Annotated in this window: 13 protein-coding genes; 5 read left to right on the top strand and 8 right to left on the bottom strand. The window is 70.0% G+C overall.

Annotation, left to right across the window (positions count from 1 at the left end; genetic code table 11):
* Positions 1-7: 7 nt before the first annotated feature.
* Positions 8-1260 (top strand): IS3 family transposase gene (locus ACKUU6_RS00175; protein ID WP_407986266.1). Its coding sequence is split into 2 segments (ribosomal slippage): positions 8-290 and positions 290-1260, totalling 1254 coding nucleotides; the frame shifts between segments, so codons are not numbered across the junction.
* A gap of 59 nt (positions 1261-1319) precedes the next feature.
* Positions 1320-2225, top strand: coding sequence for a hypothetical protein (locus tag ACKUU6_RS00170; RefSeq protein ID WP_407986265.1), 906 nt, complete (start codon positions 1320-1322; stop codon positions 2223-2225).
* 199 nt (positions 2226-2424) lie between these two features.
* On the opposite strand, the gene ACKUU6_RS00165 is transcribed toward ACKUU6_RS00170, so the two are convergent.
* From ACKUU6_RS00165 to ACKUU6_RS00140, 6 genes are all read right to left on the bottom strand, one after another.
* Positions 2425-3669 (bottom strand): PQQ-binding-like beta-propeller repeat protein, encoded by a 1245-nt coding sequence (locus ACKUU6_RS00165; protein ID WP_408649618.1) that lies wholly within the window; start codon positions 3667-3669, stop codon positions 2425-2427.
* A gap of 77 nt (positions 3670-3746) precedes the next feature.
* On the bottom strand, positions 3747-4178 hold the full coding sequence (locus ACKUU6_RS00160; protein ID WP_407986263.1) for a DDE-type integrase/transposase/recombinase: 432 nt from the start codon (positions 4176-4178) through the stop codon (positions 3747-3749).
* Between the two features lie 40 nt (positions 4179-4218).
* Positions 4219-5292 carry an AAA family ATPase gene (locus ACKUU6_RS00155; protein ID WP_407986262.1) on the bottom strand — a complete coding sequence of 358 codons (1074 nt, stop codon included), beginning with the start codon at positions 5290-5292 and terminating at the stop codon, positions 4219-4221.
* Positions 5289-7592 carry a hypothetical protein gene (locus tag ACKUU6_RS00150; RefSeq protein WP_407986261.1) on the bottom strand — a complete coding sequence of 768 codons (2304 nt, stop codon included), beginning with the start codon at positions 7590-7592 and terminating at the stop codon, positions 5289-5291. Before ACKUU6_RS00150 ends, ACKUU6_RS00155 begins: the two co-directional genes overlap by 4 nt.
* Positions 7589-8302: a hypothetical protein gene (locus ACKUU6_RS00145; RefSeq protein WP_407986260.1), complete on the bottom strand. Its 714-nt coding sequence runs from the start codon at positions 8300-8302 to the stop codon at positions 7589-7591. Before ACKUU6_RS00145 ends, ACKUU6_RS00150 begins: the two co-directional genes overlap by 4 nt.
* Positions 8303-8519: 217 nt before the next feature.
* Positions 8520-9713, bottom strand: coding sequence for a TniQ family protein (locus tag ACKUU6_RS00140; protein WP_407986259.1), 1194 nt, complete (start codon positions 9711-9713; stop codon positions 8520-8522).
* Positions 9714-9827: 114 nt separating this feature from the next.
* On the opposite strand from ACKUU6_RS00140, the gene ACKUU6_RS00135 reads away from it, so the two are divergent.
* Positions 9828-12167, top strand: coding sequence for a DEAD/DEAH box helicase (locus ACKUU6_RS00135; protein WP_407986258.1), 2340 nt, complete (start codon positions 9828-9830; stop codon positions 12165-12167).
* Between the two features lie 358 nt (positions 12168-12525).
* Here the strand turns inward: ACKUU6_RS00135 and ACKUU6_RS00130 are convergent, their stop codons facing one another.
* Positions 12526-14541: a hypothetical protein gene (locus ACKUU6_RS00130; protein ID WP_407986257.1), complete on the bottom strand. Its 2016-nt coding sequence runs from the start codon at positions 14539-14541 to the stop codon at positions 12526-12528.
* Between the two features lie 334 nt (positions 14542-14875).
* Positions 14876-15619: a hypothetical protein gene (locus ACKUU6_RS00125; protein ID WP_407986256.1), complete on the bottom strand. Its 744-nt coding sequence runs from the start codon at positions 15617-15619 to the stop codon at positions 14876-14878.
* 431 nt (positions 15620-16050) lie between these two features.
* On the opposite strand from ACKUU6_RS00125, the gene ACKUU6_RS00120 reads away from it, so the two are divergent.
* The gene (locus ACKUU6_RS00120) at positions 16051-16308 is read left to right on the top strand and encodes a helix-turn-helix transcriptional regulator (RefSeq protein WP_407986255.1); all 258 of its coding nucleotides are present in this window, start codon (positions 16051-16053) and stop codon (positions 16306-16308) included.
* 151 nt (positions 16309-16459) lie between these two features.
* Positions 16460-17338, top strand: a complete 879-nt coding sequence (locus ACKUU6_RS00115) for a DUF6083 domain-containing protein (RefSeq protein WP_407986254.1) — start codon at positions 16460-16462, stop codon at positions 17336-17338.
* The last annotated feature ends 23 nt before the right edge of the window (positions 17339-17361 follow it).

Below are 17361 nucleotides of genomic sequence, written 5' to 3'. Positions count from 1 at the left end.
CCGAGTCATGGCACGTCCCTCTTCCTACCCTCCTGAGCTGCGCCGTCGTGCGGTGCGCATGGTCGCCGAGGTCCTCGGTGACTACCCGAACGAGTCGGCCGCGCTGCGGGCCGTCGCGGAGAAGCTGGGCATCGGCTCCGCCGAGACGCTGCGCAACTGGGTCCGGCGCGACCAGGTCGACTCCGGACAGCGTGCGGGCACGACCACAGAGGAGTCCGCGCAGATCAAGGCGATGAAGAAGGAGATCGCCGAGCTCAAGCGCGCCAACGAGATCCTCAAGGCCGCAGCGAGTTTCTTCGCGGCCGAGCTCGACCGGCCACACCTGCGCTCGTAGCGTTCATCGACGAGCACCGGGGCCGCTTCGGCGGCGTCGAGCCGATCTGCCGCGTGCTGACCGAGCACGGCTGCAGCATCGCCCCCTCCACCTACTACGCCCACCGCAAGCGCCTGGCCCAGCCTGCCGCCCGCACCGTGCGCGACGAGGAACTCAAGCCGCTGATCAAGGAGGTCTACAACGCCAACTACCGCGTCTACGGGGCCCGGAAGATCTGGCGTGAGCTGGGCCGGCAAGGCCACACGGTTGCCCGCTGCACTGTCGAGCGGCTGATGCGCGAACTCGGCATCGCCGGCGCCGTGCGCGGCAAGAAGGTCATCACCACCATCGCGGACCCGGCCGCCGAACGCGCCCCGGACCTCGTGGACCGCAACTTCGTCGCCAGCGCGCCGAACCGCTGCTGGGTCGCCGACTTCACGCACATCGCCACCTGGTCCGGAGTCGTCTACGTCGCCTTCGTCGTGGACACCTTCTCCCGCCGTATCGTCGGCTGTTCGGCCGCAACCACCAAGGAGACCCGGCTCGTCCTGGATGCGCCGGACATGGCGCTGTGGCAGCGCGACCGCGACGGATTCCCCCACCAGCGAGGCGAGTTGATACATCACTCGGATGCCGGGTCGCAGTACACGAGTTTCCGGCTCGCCGAGCACCTGGACGCCGCCGATATCGCGGCCTCGATCGGATCCGTCGGCGACGCCTACGACAACGCCCTGATGGAATCCACCATCGGCTTGTACAAGACCGAGGTGATCAAGCCCCAGCGGCCCTGGAAGACGCTCTCGCACGTCGAGCTCGCCACCGCCGAGTGGACCGACTGGTACAACCACCGACGACTCCACGGTGAGATAGGCCACGTCCCGCCTGTCGAGTACGAGGAAAACTACTACCTGTCGACCACGAAACCCCTGGTCACAGCCACAACCTGAGATCTCTACCGAACCCGGGGCGGTTCACACTGGAGCTCACCGCAGCGGTGGACGTGCTGATGGACGACGCAGTGCTGCGGGATGAGTGCCTGCCCGCAGCACTGGCCAAGGTCCAGCAGTGGATGAACTACAACCACGCCGCTGCAGCCGCGGGATTCGCCGCCCGATACGCCGACCACCCGGCGGTCAGTGACCAGTGGCTTGTGTGGATCGCGCAGAACTGGGGAGGCCTCGCACCGGAGCACCGCGACCGTGCTGTACGGGCATCAGGCCGCAACGAGCTGCACGCGTCCTACGGAGCCGCCCAGTTGACACCGTTCCTTCTCGACCATGTGGTGGGCAGTGACGACCTTGCCGTTTGGGCGAGTGCTCCGCGACTGTGGGCCGCACTGAACGATGACCAGCGCGCTCGCTTGCTGGCAGCCGAAGGCGGTCACTGCCCGGAACTGTCGCAGTGTGCCGCCGAGGCTCCCGCGGAGGTGCTGTGGGCGGCACTGCAGCAGGCGGGTGCGAACCTGACCCAGACCCTCGACCTCCTGCATGACGCTCCCGGCACGCCCGCCGCCATCGAATCATTCGTCAAGGAACTGATCGGCGCGACCAGTTGGCAGGGGGACACGGCGCAGAAGGCGGTTTCAGCGTCCAATGACGCCACCCCCCTGTGGCCCATGGCCATTGAGGCTGCTTCCCACGGGCGGGAGGCCCTGGGCCGGGCCGCTGACATGATCCGGACTCTCGCCACGGCACACCCCCAGACCGTGCCGTCGACATTCGCTGCCGACTTTGCCCCGCTGGTCCACCGATGCGCGGACGACTCCAGCGCTCAGGCGCTGGGACGGGCAGTTGAACCGCTGCCGGCCCAGGCGCGCGCCATTGCGAAGACGCTCACCGGAGCGAACAACACCGTTGGGGAGCAGAGGCGGCGCAATGCCGCCTTCAAGAAGGCCGCAGGAGTGAACCGTTGACCCGGAGCCGGGAAGCGCCCCGGCTCCGGGTCGACGGCCCGGGCCGCGCCGGTTCGGGTTGGCGCCGGTTCGGGTCGGCGGATCGGCAGGCCTGGCGGGACAGGGCCGGGTGCGGACCCGCATACGGCTCGGGCTGTTTCGGAGTGCGGCCGACAGCTGGTCCTGGGAATCGGAACGCAGTACGGGCCTGCCATGGCTCTCACAGAATGGGCAGGGAGCAGGCGCGCATCCGGCGGCTATCGCGGGTGAGGGCGGTGTGGTCGATGACTGTCCAGACCTGACGGTCCATCGTGATGATGCGGCCGGTTTCTGCGTGGACAAGAAGGCTAGTGGTGCCGGGGCCGGCTCCTACGTCGATCGGCAGCCAACGCTGGTGGGTGCCGAGGCGGGGGAAGATGAGGTTGGTACGCCCGATGTCGAGGCGGATCACCTCCGAGAGTGGCGAGGTCCACATGGGCGCCCCGTCGCTGAGGCGGTAGCCGCGCAGGTGCTCGCCCTCGCCGGTGACAAGGACGTCGCCGCAGACGGCGGCGGCGCCTTGGGTCGCGCTGCTGGTGAAGTCCAGGCCGATGGACCAGTCCACGCTTCCGCTGGCTGACTGCCAGGTGTGCTGCCAGCGGATCCGCCCGGTGGCGCGATCCAGGACCCGTACGGCGACGTAGGCCTGGCAAGCCCCGCAGGCGCTCGGCTTCCTCGCGTGGAAGCTGTTCGCGTCGCCGACCTCGACGAAGTGCCCAGGGCACAGGGGTTGGCCATAGGTGTCCCAGAAGTGCATTGTCACGACGTGGGAGCTGCCGACCCCGATCAGGGCCCGTCCTGGATCGTCGGCCCGCCACCTGACCTGGCCCGTACGGGAGTCGAGGCCGGCGATCTGAGAGGAGAGCCAGGCGTCGTCGGCGATGCCGATCAGGGTGTCCGCCGGGGTGATGTCGGGCGCGGTTGCTGCGGCAGGGGTGTCGAGCGGGGTGTTCCAACGGATCCGGTCCCCGCGCGGGTCGATTCTGCCCCAGCACTCGGAGTCAATCATGTCTATCCCGCCGCCTGCGGCGAGGTAGGGCTCCTTGCCAGCGTGGTCGCTCCACAGGAACGGGTCGATGCGGGTGCGGGGCGTGTGCCAGCGAGTCTGCCCGGTCCGCGGGTCGCAGCCGGTGGCCTTGAAGTGCTTGTCGGGCCGGGGCGCGAGGACGACGAGGTCCTCCCCGAACGCTCCGCACCCGGCGAGGAGGTTCTGGCAGGGGAGGTCGAGAACGTCGCGGTCGGACGGGTCCCACGGCAGCTCCCACAGGGTGGTGCCGGTGGCGAGGTCGATGACGTCGCGGCGGTCGACGAACACCCCGTCGATGGTGGTGACCGTGCTCAGGTACCCGTAGTGGGGGGCGAGAGGGCGCTCCCACAACGGCGCGGCTTCCGGGGGGAAAGGGGCGGTACGGGCGGGGGCTGCCATGATGCTTGTCTCTCGCAGTGGGCCGGGCTGGTGGAGAAGACCGGGCAAAGGGGCAGGCAGGGCCGCCCCGAGCCGGTTCAGGCGGCGCTGAGTTGGCGGTGGTAGGCGTCGACGGCGCGGGGGAGCAGTGCGTCGAGCGCCGGGCGGGTGCGGGCGTCGGACAGGTGGCGCAGCACCGCGCGCAGGGCGCGTTCGGCGATGGCTTTGCTGCACGGCGTGAGGGCTCGGGCGGCGGTGAGTCTGATACCCCGTGTGCTGCAGGTGGAGCGCAGCGCGGAGTCGGGGTGGTCGCGGAGGGCGCGGTTGTGGTCGATGGCGATGGCGTTGGGGGTGGGCCGGCTCTCGAGGGTTTCGGTGAGCGCCCGGGCCACGGTGGTGTCGTTGGGTTGGTCGATGAGGCGGGCCATGGTGATGGCGCCGGTGGCTTCGTCGACCGCCAGTAGCAGGTGCAGGGGAGCGTGGTGGTCGTTCAGCGGGATGCGGGTGGTGTCGATCGTCCAGGTGGTCATGGCGTGGGTTCTTTCGGGTGGTGCGGCCGGGAGTTGGGGGTTATGCCTCGAAGGTGGGGTGGTCGAGGAAGTCGGCGGCCTCTTCGAGGGTTTCCGCGGTGATGGCTTCTGTGCCGTCCTCGATGGCGATCTGCGCGGCCATCGAGATCAGAGGCGCGAGGTGCTCCATGCGCCCTTCGGTCATGCGGTACAGGAGCGCAGCATGTTCGAGCAGGCCCTGCCTCTTGTGGTGGTGCAGCCGCAGCTTCTCGTCGAAGCCGTGCAGGGTTCGTCCCCAAACCTCGCTGTAGGGAAGGGGGTTGACCCACAGTGTCGGGACGGAGTTCCGCGGTGTGGGGGTGTGCCGGGTGTCGGTGGGGCGGGGGAGTGCGGGGCTGCGTTCGCCGCGGGCTTCGTGCAGGATCTCCCGCGCGCCCGTGCCGCACCAGAACACGGTCAGTCCGATCTCGGCGGCCAGGAAGTCGAAGAAGTCGAAGGTCGGCTGGATGTCGCTGTTGCGGAGCCGGTCGACGCCGTCGACCAGGATCAGGCGGGTTCTGGAGGCGCGCATGACGTGGACCACCGGCCCGGTCCAGTCCTTCATCCGCAGGAGGGCCTTGCCGTCGACGTCCCTGCGGTAGAGGTCCCAGCCGAGGAACACGGCGATCTGGGCGGACCAGTTCACGGCGTCGTCGCGGCTGGGCGGTGCGTTGACGCAGATGACGGGGATGCGGTTGGGGTCGATGCCGTACAGCTGCTCGATGCGGCCCTGGTGGCCGCGGCCGATCAGGTGTGCCAGGGCGGTCTTGCCGGTGCCGCGTTCACCGTCGACGGCGCCATGGACGCGTGCTTGGACGCATCCCCGGTTGACCCGCAGCAGGCGCCTGGCCACCTTCAGCCCACGCTCGACGTCAGGCGTGGCGACCAGACCGAGCGAGGCGTGGTAGAGCACCCTCGGGTCGTCCTCGCCCAGTTTGGTACCGGCGGGGGCGCAGTCCTGCAGGTCTGGCGCCACCACCGGGCAGCGCACGCCGGCGTCCCAGCCGGAGCGGATGGTCATCAGCTCTGGTTCGGTGACGGCCCCTGGTGCCCGGCCCGGGCTGAGCGCGGCCTGGTCCGTGGAGGCGGCACTCATTGCTCTGCCCTGCCTTCGTCCGGTCCGAGGTCCTCGGGACCGTAGGGGGGAAAGCCGTCGAGACCGCTGATGTCCCAGTCGAGGGCAGCGAGGACGTCGTCCGGCGGGTGCGCGGCCTTCTTCGGGGGATGCGGATCGACGAACAGGTCCGCTGCGGGCCCATCGAGGCTGCGGTAGGGCGTGATGGTGGCCGGGTTGATGGCGGGGAGATCCCCCAGCGGTTCGCGCCGTGGTGCGGCGGTCTCGAGCTTGCGTCCCTGGAACGAGGCCGGCACCACGGTGCGGGCGGGTGCGTGGCCTCGCCGGGCACGCTCACGCAACTCGTTGACGGCGCGGGCGATCGCCCTCTCGTCGCGGATGCTGCCACCCGCCGCGACGTGGGCGGCGGTGGCCTGCTCCCACACGCGCTCGGTCCACGGGTCGTCGATGAGCCGGCGGAAGACGAACGGCACCTCCACCCACGGGTCCTGGCCCTCCTCGGCCCGATGGTTGTACAGCCAGGCGACATCCGGCTCGTAAGGGTTGTAACGGGCCTCCCACTTGCCGCGGCGCCCCGTGATCCCGGAAGGCCTGCGGAAAGGGATGAGTGCGTCACCGAGACTGTAGGTGCGGTTGTTGATCTGGAAGCCCTTGCGGGTGACCGTCACCCACTGCGCCGGCAGCAGCTTGCGGTTGTCGCCTGGAGTCTGCGGTAGTGCCCGGTAGCCGGCCAGCGAGACGGCAGCGGCGTACATCTGATTCGGAGCCAGAATCAGACCCGGAGTGTAGGGGCTGCGCAGCCCGCCCTGCGGCGTCTGCTGCCATTGGAGGGTCACCCACTCACTGAACATCTCCTGGAGCTGGTTGACCGTCCACAACGGCTGCTTGTCGACACCTTTGCCGCGCAGTTCGAGCTTGCGGGCGGTGTGACCGGCGACGTGCTGGCTGAACTTCGTCTTGATGGTGCGCATGGCGCGCTCCACGACCGCCTTGTCGGTGGGGGTGCGGGTGCGGGCATGACGGACCTCGATACCCAGTTCTGCGCAGGCGGAGGAGAAGACGCTGCCGGTGTAGACGCGGCCGTGGTCGATCACCACGGTCTGGGGCCGGATCACCGGCCGCGCGGCCGCCCCTTCCATCCGCGGGTCGGTCGCCAGCAGTTCCTCATAGGGCAGGTCGGAGCCGTCCATCAGGGTCAGTGGTGACCAGCCGGGCCTGCCCGGTACCGGAGCCAGCGCTTGGGCGATGGTGAAGACCGCGTCCAAGGCCCGTGTGGCCCGCCCGCCCAGCCGGGCTCCGCGCGGCCCGTCGCCGGTCTGCCGGGGGACGATCATCTCACCGATGATGCTCCGGGTGGCGATGTCGATCGCGATGGTCGCCTCGACGGGCGTGGGCCGCCCGTCATCGCCGATGGCGAGGATGTCCAGCCCGGTGGTGTCGATCTGCACCAGCTCGCCCGGAACCCGCGCCACTGTGGGCGTGTACGGGGGTGCCGGCCGGTTGTGCCCGGCCACGCGGCGAGCGGTCGGCCCGGCCACGTCGTCCACGGAAATCCCCAGGCGCTGCAGCAGCTTGTAGAACGTCGAGCGCGGCACTCGCAGCCGCGCCCGCTCGAGCGGATCGTCGAGCTCCCGCCGGTAGCGCTCGTCCACGGCACCCTCCAACCGCTCCCACAGGCGCTGCGCCGTGCCGGCGGACTCCCCGCTCTTCGCCTCGGCATCCAGCACATCCCACAGCAGCGCCACCACCCGCGGATCGGTGCGCCCGTACGGGGAGGCGCCGCGGGTCCTGCGGCCGTCGACCAAGCCCATCACCCCTTGAGCGCGCCATGCCCGGCACCTGCGCTCGACCGTCGCGGCGGAGACGTCGCGGCCCAGCGCCCGCAACTGCCGGGCCTTGGCTTCGTAGCGCTCCTGCAGGGTGTGCAGCGCGGGATCGTACTCGGGCCACGGCGCGGTGGTGGCCGGGACGTTCGGGCTCTGCCGGTGCAGGACCTGTTTGACGTGGTGCTCCCATTCCAGTGCCTGGCTGCGCACATGGGCGGGGAGGGCTTCGAACTCGCCTTTACGGTAGGGAAGTTGGTGGAGCTCCTGAGGATGGTCAAGCCGATCCAAGACCGCGAAGTCGCCAGCTGCGACAACTGTCGCGAGCAGGCAGGTGACCGCATCCACGCCTTCTTCCCGGGGCTCCATCGACACCCGGTGGCCCTGCAGGACGCTGACCGTGTAGGTGTGGCCGCCGAACCGCACGGTGTCGCCCAGACTCAGGCCCGGGCCGGTGCCCGGCGGCTGCGATGCCCTGATCCGTGGTGCCCGGCTCATGAGCGCACTCCGCTCGCCCAGGCCAGGGAGGTCGGCAGAAGAGGTTCGTGCCAGTCGATCTCTAGCAGTTGACGCCAGATCAGGTGATGGGCGAGTTCCACCGCTGCCAGACGGGGCAGTCCGCAGCCTGCGGCGCCGTCCTCGATGGGACGGGGACAGGCGAACGCGGACAACAGCATCTCCACGGCGTGCGGATCGCGTCGGCGGGGGTCGCGCGCGCTGAACAGCAGCCGCTGGTTGGCCAGCGGCACGCCGGTGGGAGGGGTGGTGATGCCCAGCTCCCAACCTGTCCGCTGGACGGTCTCTTTCAGGACCTGCTCCTGGCGCCGCCAGGCGTTGCCGGGTGCCTGCGGCTCCACCGCGAGCAGGAGTCGCTCGCCGGAGCGTCGGCGGACGGCGAAGTCGGGTCGCAGGGCACGGCGTCGGCCGTGCTCGTCCCAGCGCAGTTCCACCGGGCACACACTGAACGCGGCGATGCCCGGATCCCGGTCGAGTCCGGCGGCGACCTGCTGCTGGCGCAGCGAACCGCAGGCAATGACCTTCCCGGTCCTGGACACCCAAGCGTCCGTGACGAAGCCGCGTCGTCCCCGGTGGGCGACAGGAGGAGCGACGTGCGGGAGTTCCTCGACCGGCAGATCGCCTGCCTCGGCAGCGGGCACCTCGCGAAGACGCCCTCGCGCATCGAGGTAGGCGACGGAAATCTCCAACACGCGGCCTCCTCGGGACAGTCGGTTGCGAAACGTGCTCACCCACAATCGCCGCCGGACGGCGCAGCCCGCAGTGCCAGCTACCGTTGCCACACGAACGGGCGACATTCGTGCCCCGAGTCCTTGCCAAGCCACTCGGAGAGAGGTAAGGACGGAAGGAGGCCAGCGGACCGGTGACATGACGGCCGGTCAGCACATGACCCGGGCGCCGACCAAGGAGTCAGATACGTTCGTGCAGGTTGGTCCACTGCCACGGCAGACATGAGCGGGCATCGACGGAGGTGTGAGGAGCGTCGTCCGCGTGCACGGCGCAACGCACCGGTCCCCGGCGGGGCCCCGCGCCGAGCAGTACCGGGCTCGCCGCCTCGCGGACAAGACGATGATGACGGGATAGCCACTCCACGACCGGTACCCGCCCCACAGCCGCATCCACCCCCGCCAGGCTGGCCAGCACCTCCAGTCGGTACAACAGCGCCGCCCGCCTGCTCTCGCCGGCCTCCCTGCCGCGGCCGTCATCCCAGCCACCCTCGAGCACCGAACGGCGTTCCCGCTCGAATCCCAGCAGAACCCGCGCGAGGGCAGCCGCCTCCGGATAGACCAGCAGCGGAGCCGTACTAACCGCACCGCTCCCAAGGCCCGCGCGCTGCTCGCGCAGGCGCCACAAAGGTGCCTGCGGCGCCTGGCGCCACCACCAGCCGACGATCGCGAACGCGTCGGCGACCAGCGCCGCGCCGCCCGGCCCGAACCGGCACTCCAGCAACAGCCGGTACCGGTGCGCGCGCAGCACCTCCGGTACCGGCGTCAGATCGAACGAACCGCGCGCATCGTCGCGAGTGCCATCCGTCCACCGGCGGTGCCTCAGGCAGACCTTCCACGGATCGGGCCAGGCCAGCCACACTCCACCGCCGGCCCCGCGAGAGGCGGCGCACAACGGGCAGGCCCGCACCAGCGAGCCGGCCTGCGGTGCCCACGGCCAATGCCACCGAGGCCGGTGTCCGGGCAGCAGAAGAGGTTCCCTGAGGTTCGGCAGTGCCCGCTGCAGAGTGTGCGGGGCGCAGCCCGCCAGGACCGACAATCGCTCGAGCGCCGGACGGCTGAGGTAGACCTCGGCCAGGGATGGGGCGAGAGCCTTCCGGCCGGGATCACCTTCCCCTACGTCCTGCAGGAGGTCGTCGGGGTTGCGGCCGTTGGCCCCGGCCAGCCGCCACAGGTACGACGAGGTGGACTCGTAGGCGACGAACCGCACCCGCAGCGGCTCCGGCTTGGACGGCACCCACCACGCTTCCGGCTGCCAACCCCCGTCCACGACTACCCCCGTTCCCACCGCCCGCCCTGCCAACAGCGCCACCGACCACGGCAGCTTCTGTGCGGAGTAGCACACCAACAACTTCCCGCACCAGGACAGTTCACTCAAACGACGGACACCCGCCAGTTGTCCCTGCGTATACGCAAAGACAACTCGCACGCTGCCCTCACCACCACCGGCCCAGCCGGTGCCCGCACCGCTACCGCTCCCCGGGAGGCCACCGTGCCGCGGCCGCCATCAACCCTGACCACCACCCTGCGCTCCCGGCAACGAGACGCCGCCGACGCCGCACTCAACGCCTTCGCCCTGGGTGCGGCGCGCGCCACCATCGTCATGCCCTGCGGCACAGGCAAGACCCACGTCGGCGTCCACGTCACCGACGCCACCGCCCCCGACGGGCGCGCCCTGGTACTCGTCCCCACCCTGCAACTGCTCAACCAGACCGCGCGGGTCTGGTACACCTCCGGCCGCCCCGGCCGCTACCTGGGCCTGTGCTCCGACGAGAGCCCCACCGAAAGCGTCATGGCCGACGTGATGACGATGGTCGGCGATGCAGCCACGCTCACCCGTCAGATCCGCTCGACCATCGGCCCCGTCAACGTCTTCGCCACCTACGCAGCACTCGAGAAGATCATCACCTCCCACGCCCGCCATGCCCTGCCCCGCTGGGACCTCGTCGTCGTCGACGAAGCCCACCGCACCGCCGGCGCGCTCGGCAAGGCATGGGCCGCGATCCACGACGCCACCGCCATCCCCGCCCGCCACCGGCTCTACCTCACCGCCACCCCGCGGATCTGGGACGTCAGCATGCCCCTCGCCAACGAGGCCATCGCCTCCATGGACGATCAGGGCCTCTACGGCCGCTTCGTCTACAGATACTCCCTGGCGCAAGCCATTGCAGACGGCCAACTCGCCGACTACCGCATCAGCGCACCCGAGATCCACAGCTCCGAGCTGCGCTCCTACCTCGTTGGGCAACGCGACCAGCCCGACATCCCCGGCGCTGACGGAATGCGCGTCGCCAGCGCCCAGCTAGCCCTGCTACGGGCACGAGAGGAACACGACATCCGCCGCACCGTGGTGTTCTCCCGGTCGATCGCCAACTCGGAAGCCTTCGCGGAAACCCTGCTCGACACCGCCCGCCACCTTCCCGGCCACGCCGACCACCTCTGGGCGGCCAGCATCCACTCACGGCACACCTCCACCGAACGAGCCCACCGCACCCGGCACTTCGCCCGCCCACCCGCCCGACCGCCCCACGGCACCCGCTTCGGCGACCTGAGCGTCCTGTGCAACGTCCGCCTCGCCATCGAAGGCGTCGACTTTCCCCTCGCCGACTCCGTCCTGTTCGCCGACCCCAAATACAGCACCATCGACACCGTCCAGGCCGTCGGCCGGGCCCTGCGGCCAGCCCCAGGCATCAGCAAGTGCTCCACCCTGGTCATCCCGGTGTTCTTCGGCCCTGGCGAGCGACCAGAGGACGCCACCCTCGGCACCCCCTACCACCTGCTCTACCAAGTCATGATCGCCATGCGCGCCTACGACGAGCACTTCTTCCACCGACTCATCAAGAACGGCAAGCCCACCCCCTGCCACACCCCGCTCCCCGCTCCCCGCCCCGAACGTGCGGAGGAGATCGCCCCTCTACTGGGTCTGCGCACCATGGACCCCCACCCCGACCAGTGGCTGACCGGCCTGGAAGCCGCTGCTCGCTATCAGCAACAGCAGGGCCACCTCAACGTCGACAGCGACTACGTCGACGACGACGGATTCCACCTCGGCTGGTGGATCGGTCACCAACGCAGCCTCAAACAGGTCGGCAATCTCCAACCCGAGCGCGTCACAGCCCTCGCCGTGTACGGCATGCGCTGGTCCCACCCCAGCACCAGCACCGAGCACCGCCTCCACCTCGCCCGTGCCTATGCCGGTCAGAACGGTCACTTGCTGCCCGAACCAACTGACACCTTCCGCGGCCAACCCCTGGGTGCCTGGCTCGCCGAGCAACGGCACAAGCACAACGCCGGCACCCTGCCTGATGACTACCAGTGCACCCTCCAGGGGATCGACCCCTGGTGGAACCCCCGCTGGCCCCATGAATGGCAGCGCACCTACGCCCGCGCCCTCACAGCAGCACGCAACGACCGCCTCGCCGCCCCCGTCACCCGTGCCCAAGCCGACGCCAACGACCTCACCCGCTGGCTCGACCAGCAATTCGACCTCTTCCCCACCCTCCACCTGGGGCAGCGCGACCAACTCGGCGGCCTTCTCGAAGGTGATCCCCTCGCCATTGGCTTGCGCCGCCCCCGCAGCACCCGCGAACGCGACTTCGCCCAGGCACTGCGCTCCGCCCGACGATTCCGCCGGGACCATCACCACCTCGACGTCCCCGCCGACCACATCGACCGCCGACACCGCGTCCATCTCGGATGGTTCATCGCATGCATGCGCAACGACGTCGCGCGACTGAACCGGGAGGAGATCAATGCCCTGGAAGCGCTGGGAATGGAATGGATCCCCGGCCTGACCGCACCCGCCACGGCTGCCGCAGTTCGCTGCGCCTGAAGCCACGGCACGGGCCGAAGAAGCCCGACAATCACCCACAGGCGTGCCACGTCGCTTGCTCACCTCATACCCTAGCCACATCGGAACCACTGACCGCGACCAGCACGGTCTGTCAGGCTGCTATGGCCAAGCCCAGGCGGAGCAGGTCCCCAGCAGTGGCCTGGCGTAGATCAGTGGGTAGGAGCTGCGAGCAGGAAGGGCACCCGGTAGCCCCCTTGCCCTGGCCGGACCTACCAGCCGGCGCTCGGCCCTCCGCTGACTGGTGTGCCCGCCCTCCAGTTTCGCCGGGTGGTGCTCGCACAACTGCTCCCACGGCGCGCACTTCTCAGGGGCCCAAGCCACGGCCCCGCAGGGCCCCTCAGGCCGGGGGCTGGCCATGAATGGCCGAGGCCGCTGTCCATTGGCGTCCGAGGGCTTGGAGGCGTTGCCCTGCGGTGAGAACGCTGGCGATGCAGCGGTATCCGTGCGAGGGGGAGTGCTGCACCACGCCGATCCGGCTGGACGCCAGGAACTCGAGCGCCTCCACGATGGAAGCGGGCTCCGCGTGGTGCTGCCGGGTCCGCAGTTCACGTCGAAGCGACGTGAGGTCGAGCCAGCCGCCTTCCTCCAGGGGGTCCTGCGCCTCGGCGTTCAGGATCTCGATGAGTACGTACTCCAGTGCGCTGCGCTCTTCCAGGGCCTTCCAGTGCACGCTCAAGGCGTCGCGGCGGTCAGCGCACGGCAGTTCAGGGGCGACCAGGTCACTCAACTGCGTTTGGGTGAGAGGAGCGTGGTCCTGGCGCCGCACGGCTTCGGCCAGCAGGCCTGTTTCGATGACGGCGATGGCCGCGTCGTCGTCAGCCTCCTTCAGCATCGTGCCCTGGAAGCCGGGCCCGACAAGGAGAGTGACGGCAGCGCCGAGAGCTTCCCGGTGACCGGGCAGGCGGAACAGGGACTGCTCCGTGACCCTTCCGGCGGCGGCGGTCTTGGCCTCGATGGCCAAGACCTTCGCGGCTGCCCCGATCCCGTGACGTACCGTCCCGTCGGCGGCCCCCGGGCCGCCAACGTGCCGGCCGGGCATGCCCAGGTAGCCCAGGGCGGCGATGGTGGCCTTCTCCAAGCGCCGGGGGTCCGCGCTGTCACGGGCCGCGCTTTCCAGCTCTGCGGCGATGGCTTCGCCGGCAGAAACGGGCAGTGGGGCGCTGCTTGGCAGGTCACCGGGACGCTGGCCCGTACCGGCGGCGCTCGCCGGCAGGGCCGGCGTCCTACCTGCGGACTGGCGGGGCAAGGAGTGCTCGAACGCACGGCCCAGGGCGGTCAGGCGGAAGACGGTGTGCGAGGGGCGTGCGACCAGGCCACACGCCTCCATGAGGTTGAGGCGGATGGTGACAGCTGTCCGCGACAGCGGCTTCCCGCGGCTGGCGAGGTAGAGGCTGCTGCGCTCCGCCAGAGCACCGGACGTGGCTTGGCCGGCGGTGTCAATCTCACTGAGCAGCTCACCGAAGAAGCCGATCGAACTGTGCGCGATCCGGGCCAAGTCCACTGGCTCGCCGGACTCCACCCAGGCACGGGCGGCCAGCGTGGCGGTCCAGGTCGTGGACGACGTCCGTTGGAGCAGGCCCAGCGCTTTCAACGTGTCCTTCGCGGTGCGCCCGGTACTGGCGCTGCGTGCGTTGGGGAAGGAGTCCTGGACGAGCTGGGCGAAATCCGCATCCGTGATGGAGGGGATAGCCGCTTCGGTGAGCGTCCTGAGCGCGTCCAGCATGCCGCCGTCCGCGGTGACGCCGGGGACGTAGAGACTCGCGCCGTCCGCGCGGCTCGCCAGGGCATTGTCGTCGAGTGAGCCGATGAGATCCGTGATGGCACCTGCCGCAGGTGGGAGTTGAGCGACTTCGTGGCCCTCTCGCGTGGGCTTGCCCAGTACCAGAGTCGGCAGGAGTCGCTGCCCGGCCTCGGTCAGGTGGAACTGGCCCGTGTGGTGGTCGACCATCCCGGTGACCACGAGCCATGTCGTCCGGTTGTGTACCGGGCTGGTGGTTTCCCACAGCAGGTCGAACTCCTCGCGCGCCAGGACGCGCAACTGCTCAAGCGTCCGAGGAGCGTGTGCGAGGGCTTCCATCAGTTCACCGACGAAGCGGGTGTGATGGTGCAGAAGTTGGACGAGAAGCCCCGGGTCGTCAGCTCGATGCCATGCAAGAGCTGCCGAGGTAGGCAGTAACTGCGAGCCCTTCCGTGACAGAAGTCCGGCACGAACGAACCGCTGAAGTTGATGCTGATCCAGACGCTCAAGGCTATTGCCCTGCGATGATGCGACTGCGCTGACATCGGGCAGAACCTTGTCGGCATCCAGTGCCGTGACAAGCTCATGGAGCGCGGCGATCCAGGTGTCCCGCATTCCTGGGAGAACGGGCATACCAGTCGACCGCTGGTCCCATGTTGGGGTACGCGCTGCTTCGCTCATAGCAGCGCATTTTCGTGCCATGGGAGATGCTGCACCCATCGTTTGGATGAACTTCGCTTTTCATGGAGAGGCTGGCGTAGGCTATTGCGGCATTCTCAACGCTGATCTGACGGCCCATCACGGGTGTCCTGCCCCCCCACACTCCGTCCGTGGACTTCCTCCGGGACCACGCCCCCAGCGCCGAGCGAAGAAAGCGCTGCGCGGGGCTGAGGGTCGGGCCCGACAACCCGCACATGTGCCGCCGAACTGCCCAAGTCGAGGCTGGTTCTCATAGGAGCCGGGGCTGGTTTGGGGCGCAGCGCAGCAGTCCGCACGGTTCCTGCTCGAAGTGCCGCAGCCATCTCGAGGCGTGCATGGCCGTCAGTGTGTGGAGCAGGTCTTCGGTGCTTTGACCGCAGCTGCGCGCTGTACTTTCGGGGTCGATGCGGCAGCGGGCTTCTCCCGGCTCGCACCAGGCGGCGATGGTCAGGGCGGCCAGCCGCGCTGCGGGGGAGTGGCCGCGCAGGGCGGGATCAGTGGTGAGCGCTTGGGCGCGGTGGCCGGCGCGGGGCCGCCAGGAGGATGCGAGTTCGGTCGCGACGACGACCTGTTTGTGGTTCTCAGCGGTGGTGAATCCGCTGTCGCAGGTGAGGAGTTCGGTTAGTGCGTTCTCGGGGGAGGGGAGCTGAAGGGAGCGGAGCCAGCCGGTGGGTACGGGGATGTGTCCGCCGGGCCGGATGCGTAGGACGCAGAGCACGGCGAGCAGCCGGGCTTCGCCGCTGATGTGTTCGGGGAGGCTGGCGGCGGTGTAGCCGAGGGCGGCTTTGACGGCGTGGCGGCGGACTTCGCTGGATCGGGCTTCGCCTCCGCCCCGGCGGCGCACCTTGCTGCGGCCTTCCGGGAGAGGCTGCGGTGCGGGGTGCTCGGGGAGGTCGACCGGGGCCGCGCCGGGGACGGCGCGGGCGCATCCTGCGCACATGTCGGCCAGCAGCCAGGTGCGGGCTCCGTGGCGGTGGAAGAGGACGAGGAGCACTTCGCCGTCGCAGCCGCGGTGGCGCCCGTGCCAGCGGCACCCGCTCTGCCCGCACGCGCACGTGCGCAGGTGCCCGGGCAGTCTCTCCGGGCCTGCGTGGGAGCCGAGATGACGCACTGCCACCTCCCGCAGCACACTGCCGGGCCCGACGGGCCCGGGGCCGGGACAGGAGATGGCGGTGCAGCGCACCGAGCGCAGGCCCGGGTCGATCACTACCGACCACACCCCACCTGGCACCAGCGCGCCGCCGTGCATCCCGGTCCTTCCCGTCACTCGCGCCGGCACCACCGAAGACGGCCGAGCCGGGCCCCGGTCCGGGCGGCGGACACCCTAGTGCAGACCCCTGCACTGCCCGCCGGGCCGCAAAGAGGACGAAAATAGGGCAGAGGTCTGCACTGACAGGGCAGGGGTCTGCACCGTGCGATAGCACAGTGATCACCCCGCCGCCCGACCCCGACCTCGCCGCGCTACGCCTCGAGCTGGCACGGCTGCGGGCGGAGCACGGCTGGTCCTACGACCAACTCGCCGAACGCAGCGGCCTTTCCCGCCGCACCCTCATCGAGATCGAGCAGGGCCGCACCATCGGCACCCTCGCCACCTGGCACGCCCTGGCCCACGCTCTGGGCGTGCCTTTCGCCAGCCTCACCGAGGCCCTCTGCAACGGCCACACCCCACCCGCCGGAGCCTGAGCACCGCGCCCGTCGGCATCACCCGAACGGGAACCAGGAATCGAACCCCCATTCCGAAGAGGCGGCCCGGACGGCGCCGATACGGCCGACCGGGCGAACCACGACTCGGCCTGACCCCATCTCATGGCTCACACCGTCCACTGTCGCCCGCATGGCACCCAACTCCTGCCCGCCGGGCCACAACTGGGACGGCAGCCGCAAGGGCCCCAAGACCACCCGGGCCCTGCGCATCGACCCCTCCAGCCCCACCAGGCTCCTGCGCTCGGCCCGCATGGCGACCTGCCACTTCTGCGGCAACGCCATCGAATGGTGCCACCGCGCCGACGGCACCCCCATCCCCCTCCATCCCCACGAGCTGCCCACCCGCCACGTCCCGGGCATCCACCGATGGCACCTCGCCGGCGGCATCGCCCACACCGGCGCGCCGAACACCGCCTGGTGCCGCATCACCCACCGCGCCCTGTGCCCCGCAACCACCCACACCCCGGCCCCGGCCCCGGAACTTCAGCAGCTGCGCCGCACCCTCGCCCTGAGGACCCGTCACCTCATCGACCATGCCGGCTTCCAGCCCCGCCCCGCGCCCATCACCCCCTCGGCCGCCGCCGAGACGCCCACGGAGGTCATGCGGCTGCCGGTCGTCCAGCTGCTCCACATCCGCTACCTCGCCCCGCGCCCGCTGCCCGCGATCCGCTGCGTCGCCCAGACCCTGCGCCGAACCCGCTGCCGCAACCCCGTCGCCGACGAGCACCTGCCAGGCCGCTGGATGCTCATGCCCACCGACCCGCCCGCAACCGGCGGACGCCGTCACCTCGCCGACCACCTGCTCCCCGCTGAGATGGCCGTCTACGACCTCACCCACCTACACACCAGCGAGCAACTGCGCTGGCGCGGCCAGCGCTGCCCCGCCCACGCCCACAGCCGCGCGGCCGACATCGCCCTCACCCAGTGGGAGCCCTTCGACGCCTTCACCCACTACCGGCACATCCGCACCCACATCCCCACCCCGGCGGGCCGGGACGACGCGTCATGACCGAACCCACCGCGTCCATCTCA

The organism is Kitasatospora sp. CMC57 (assembly GCF_045866025.2).
Taxonomy (GTDB): domain Bacteria; phylum Actinomycetota; class Actinomycetes; order Streptomycetales; family Streptomycetaceae; genus Kitasatospora.
This window is presented reverse-complemented; position numbering and strand designations above follow the sequence as displayed.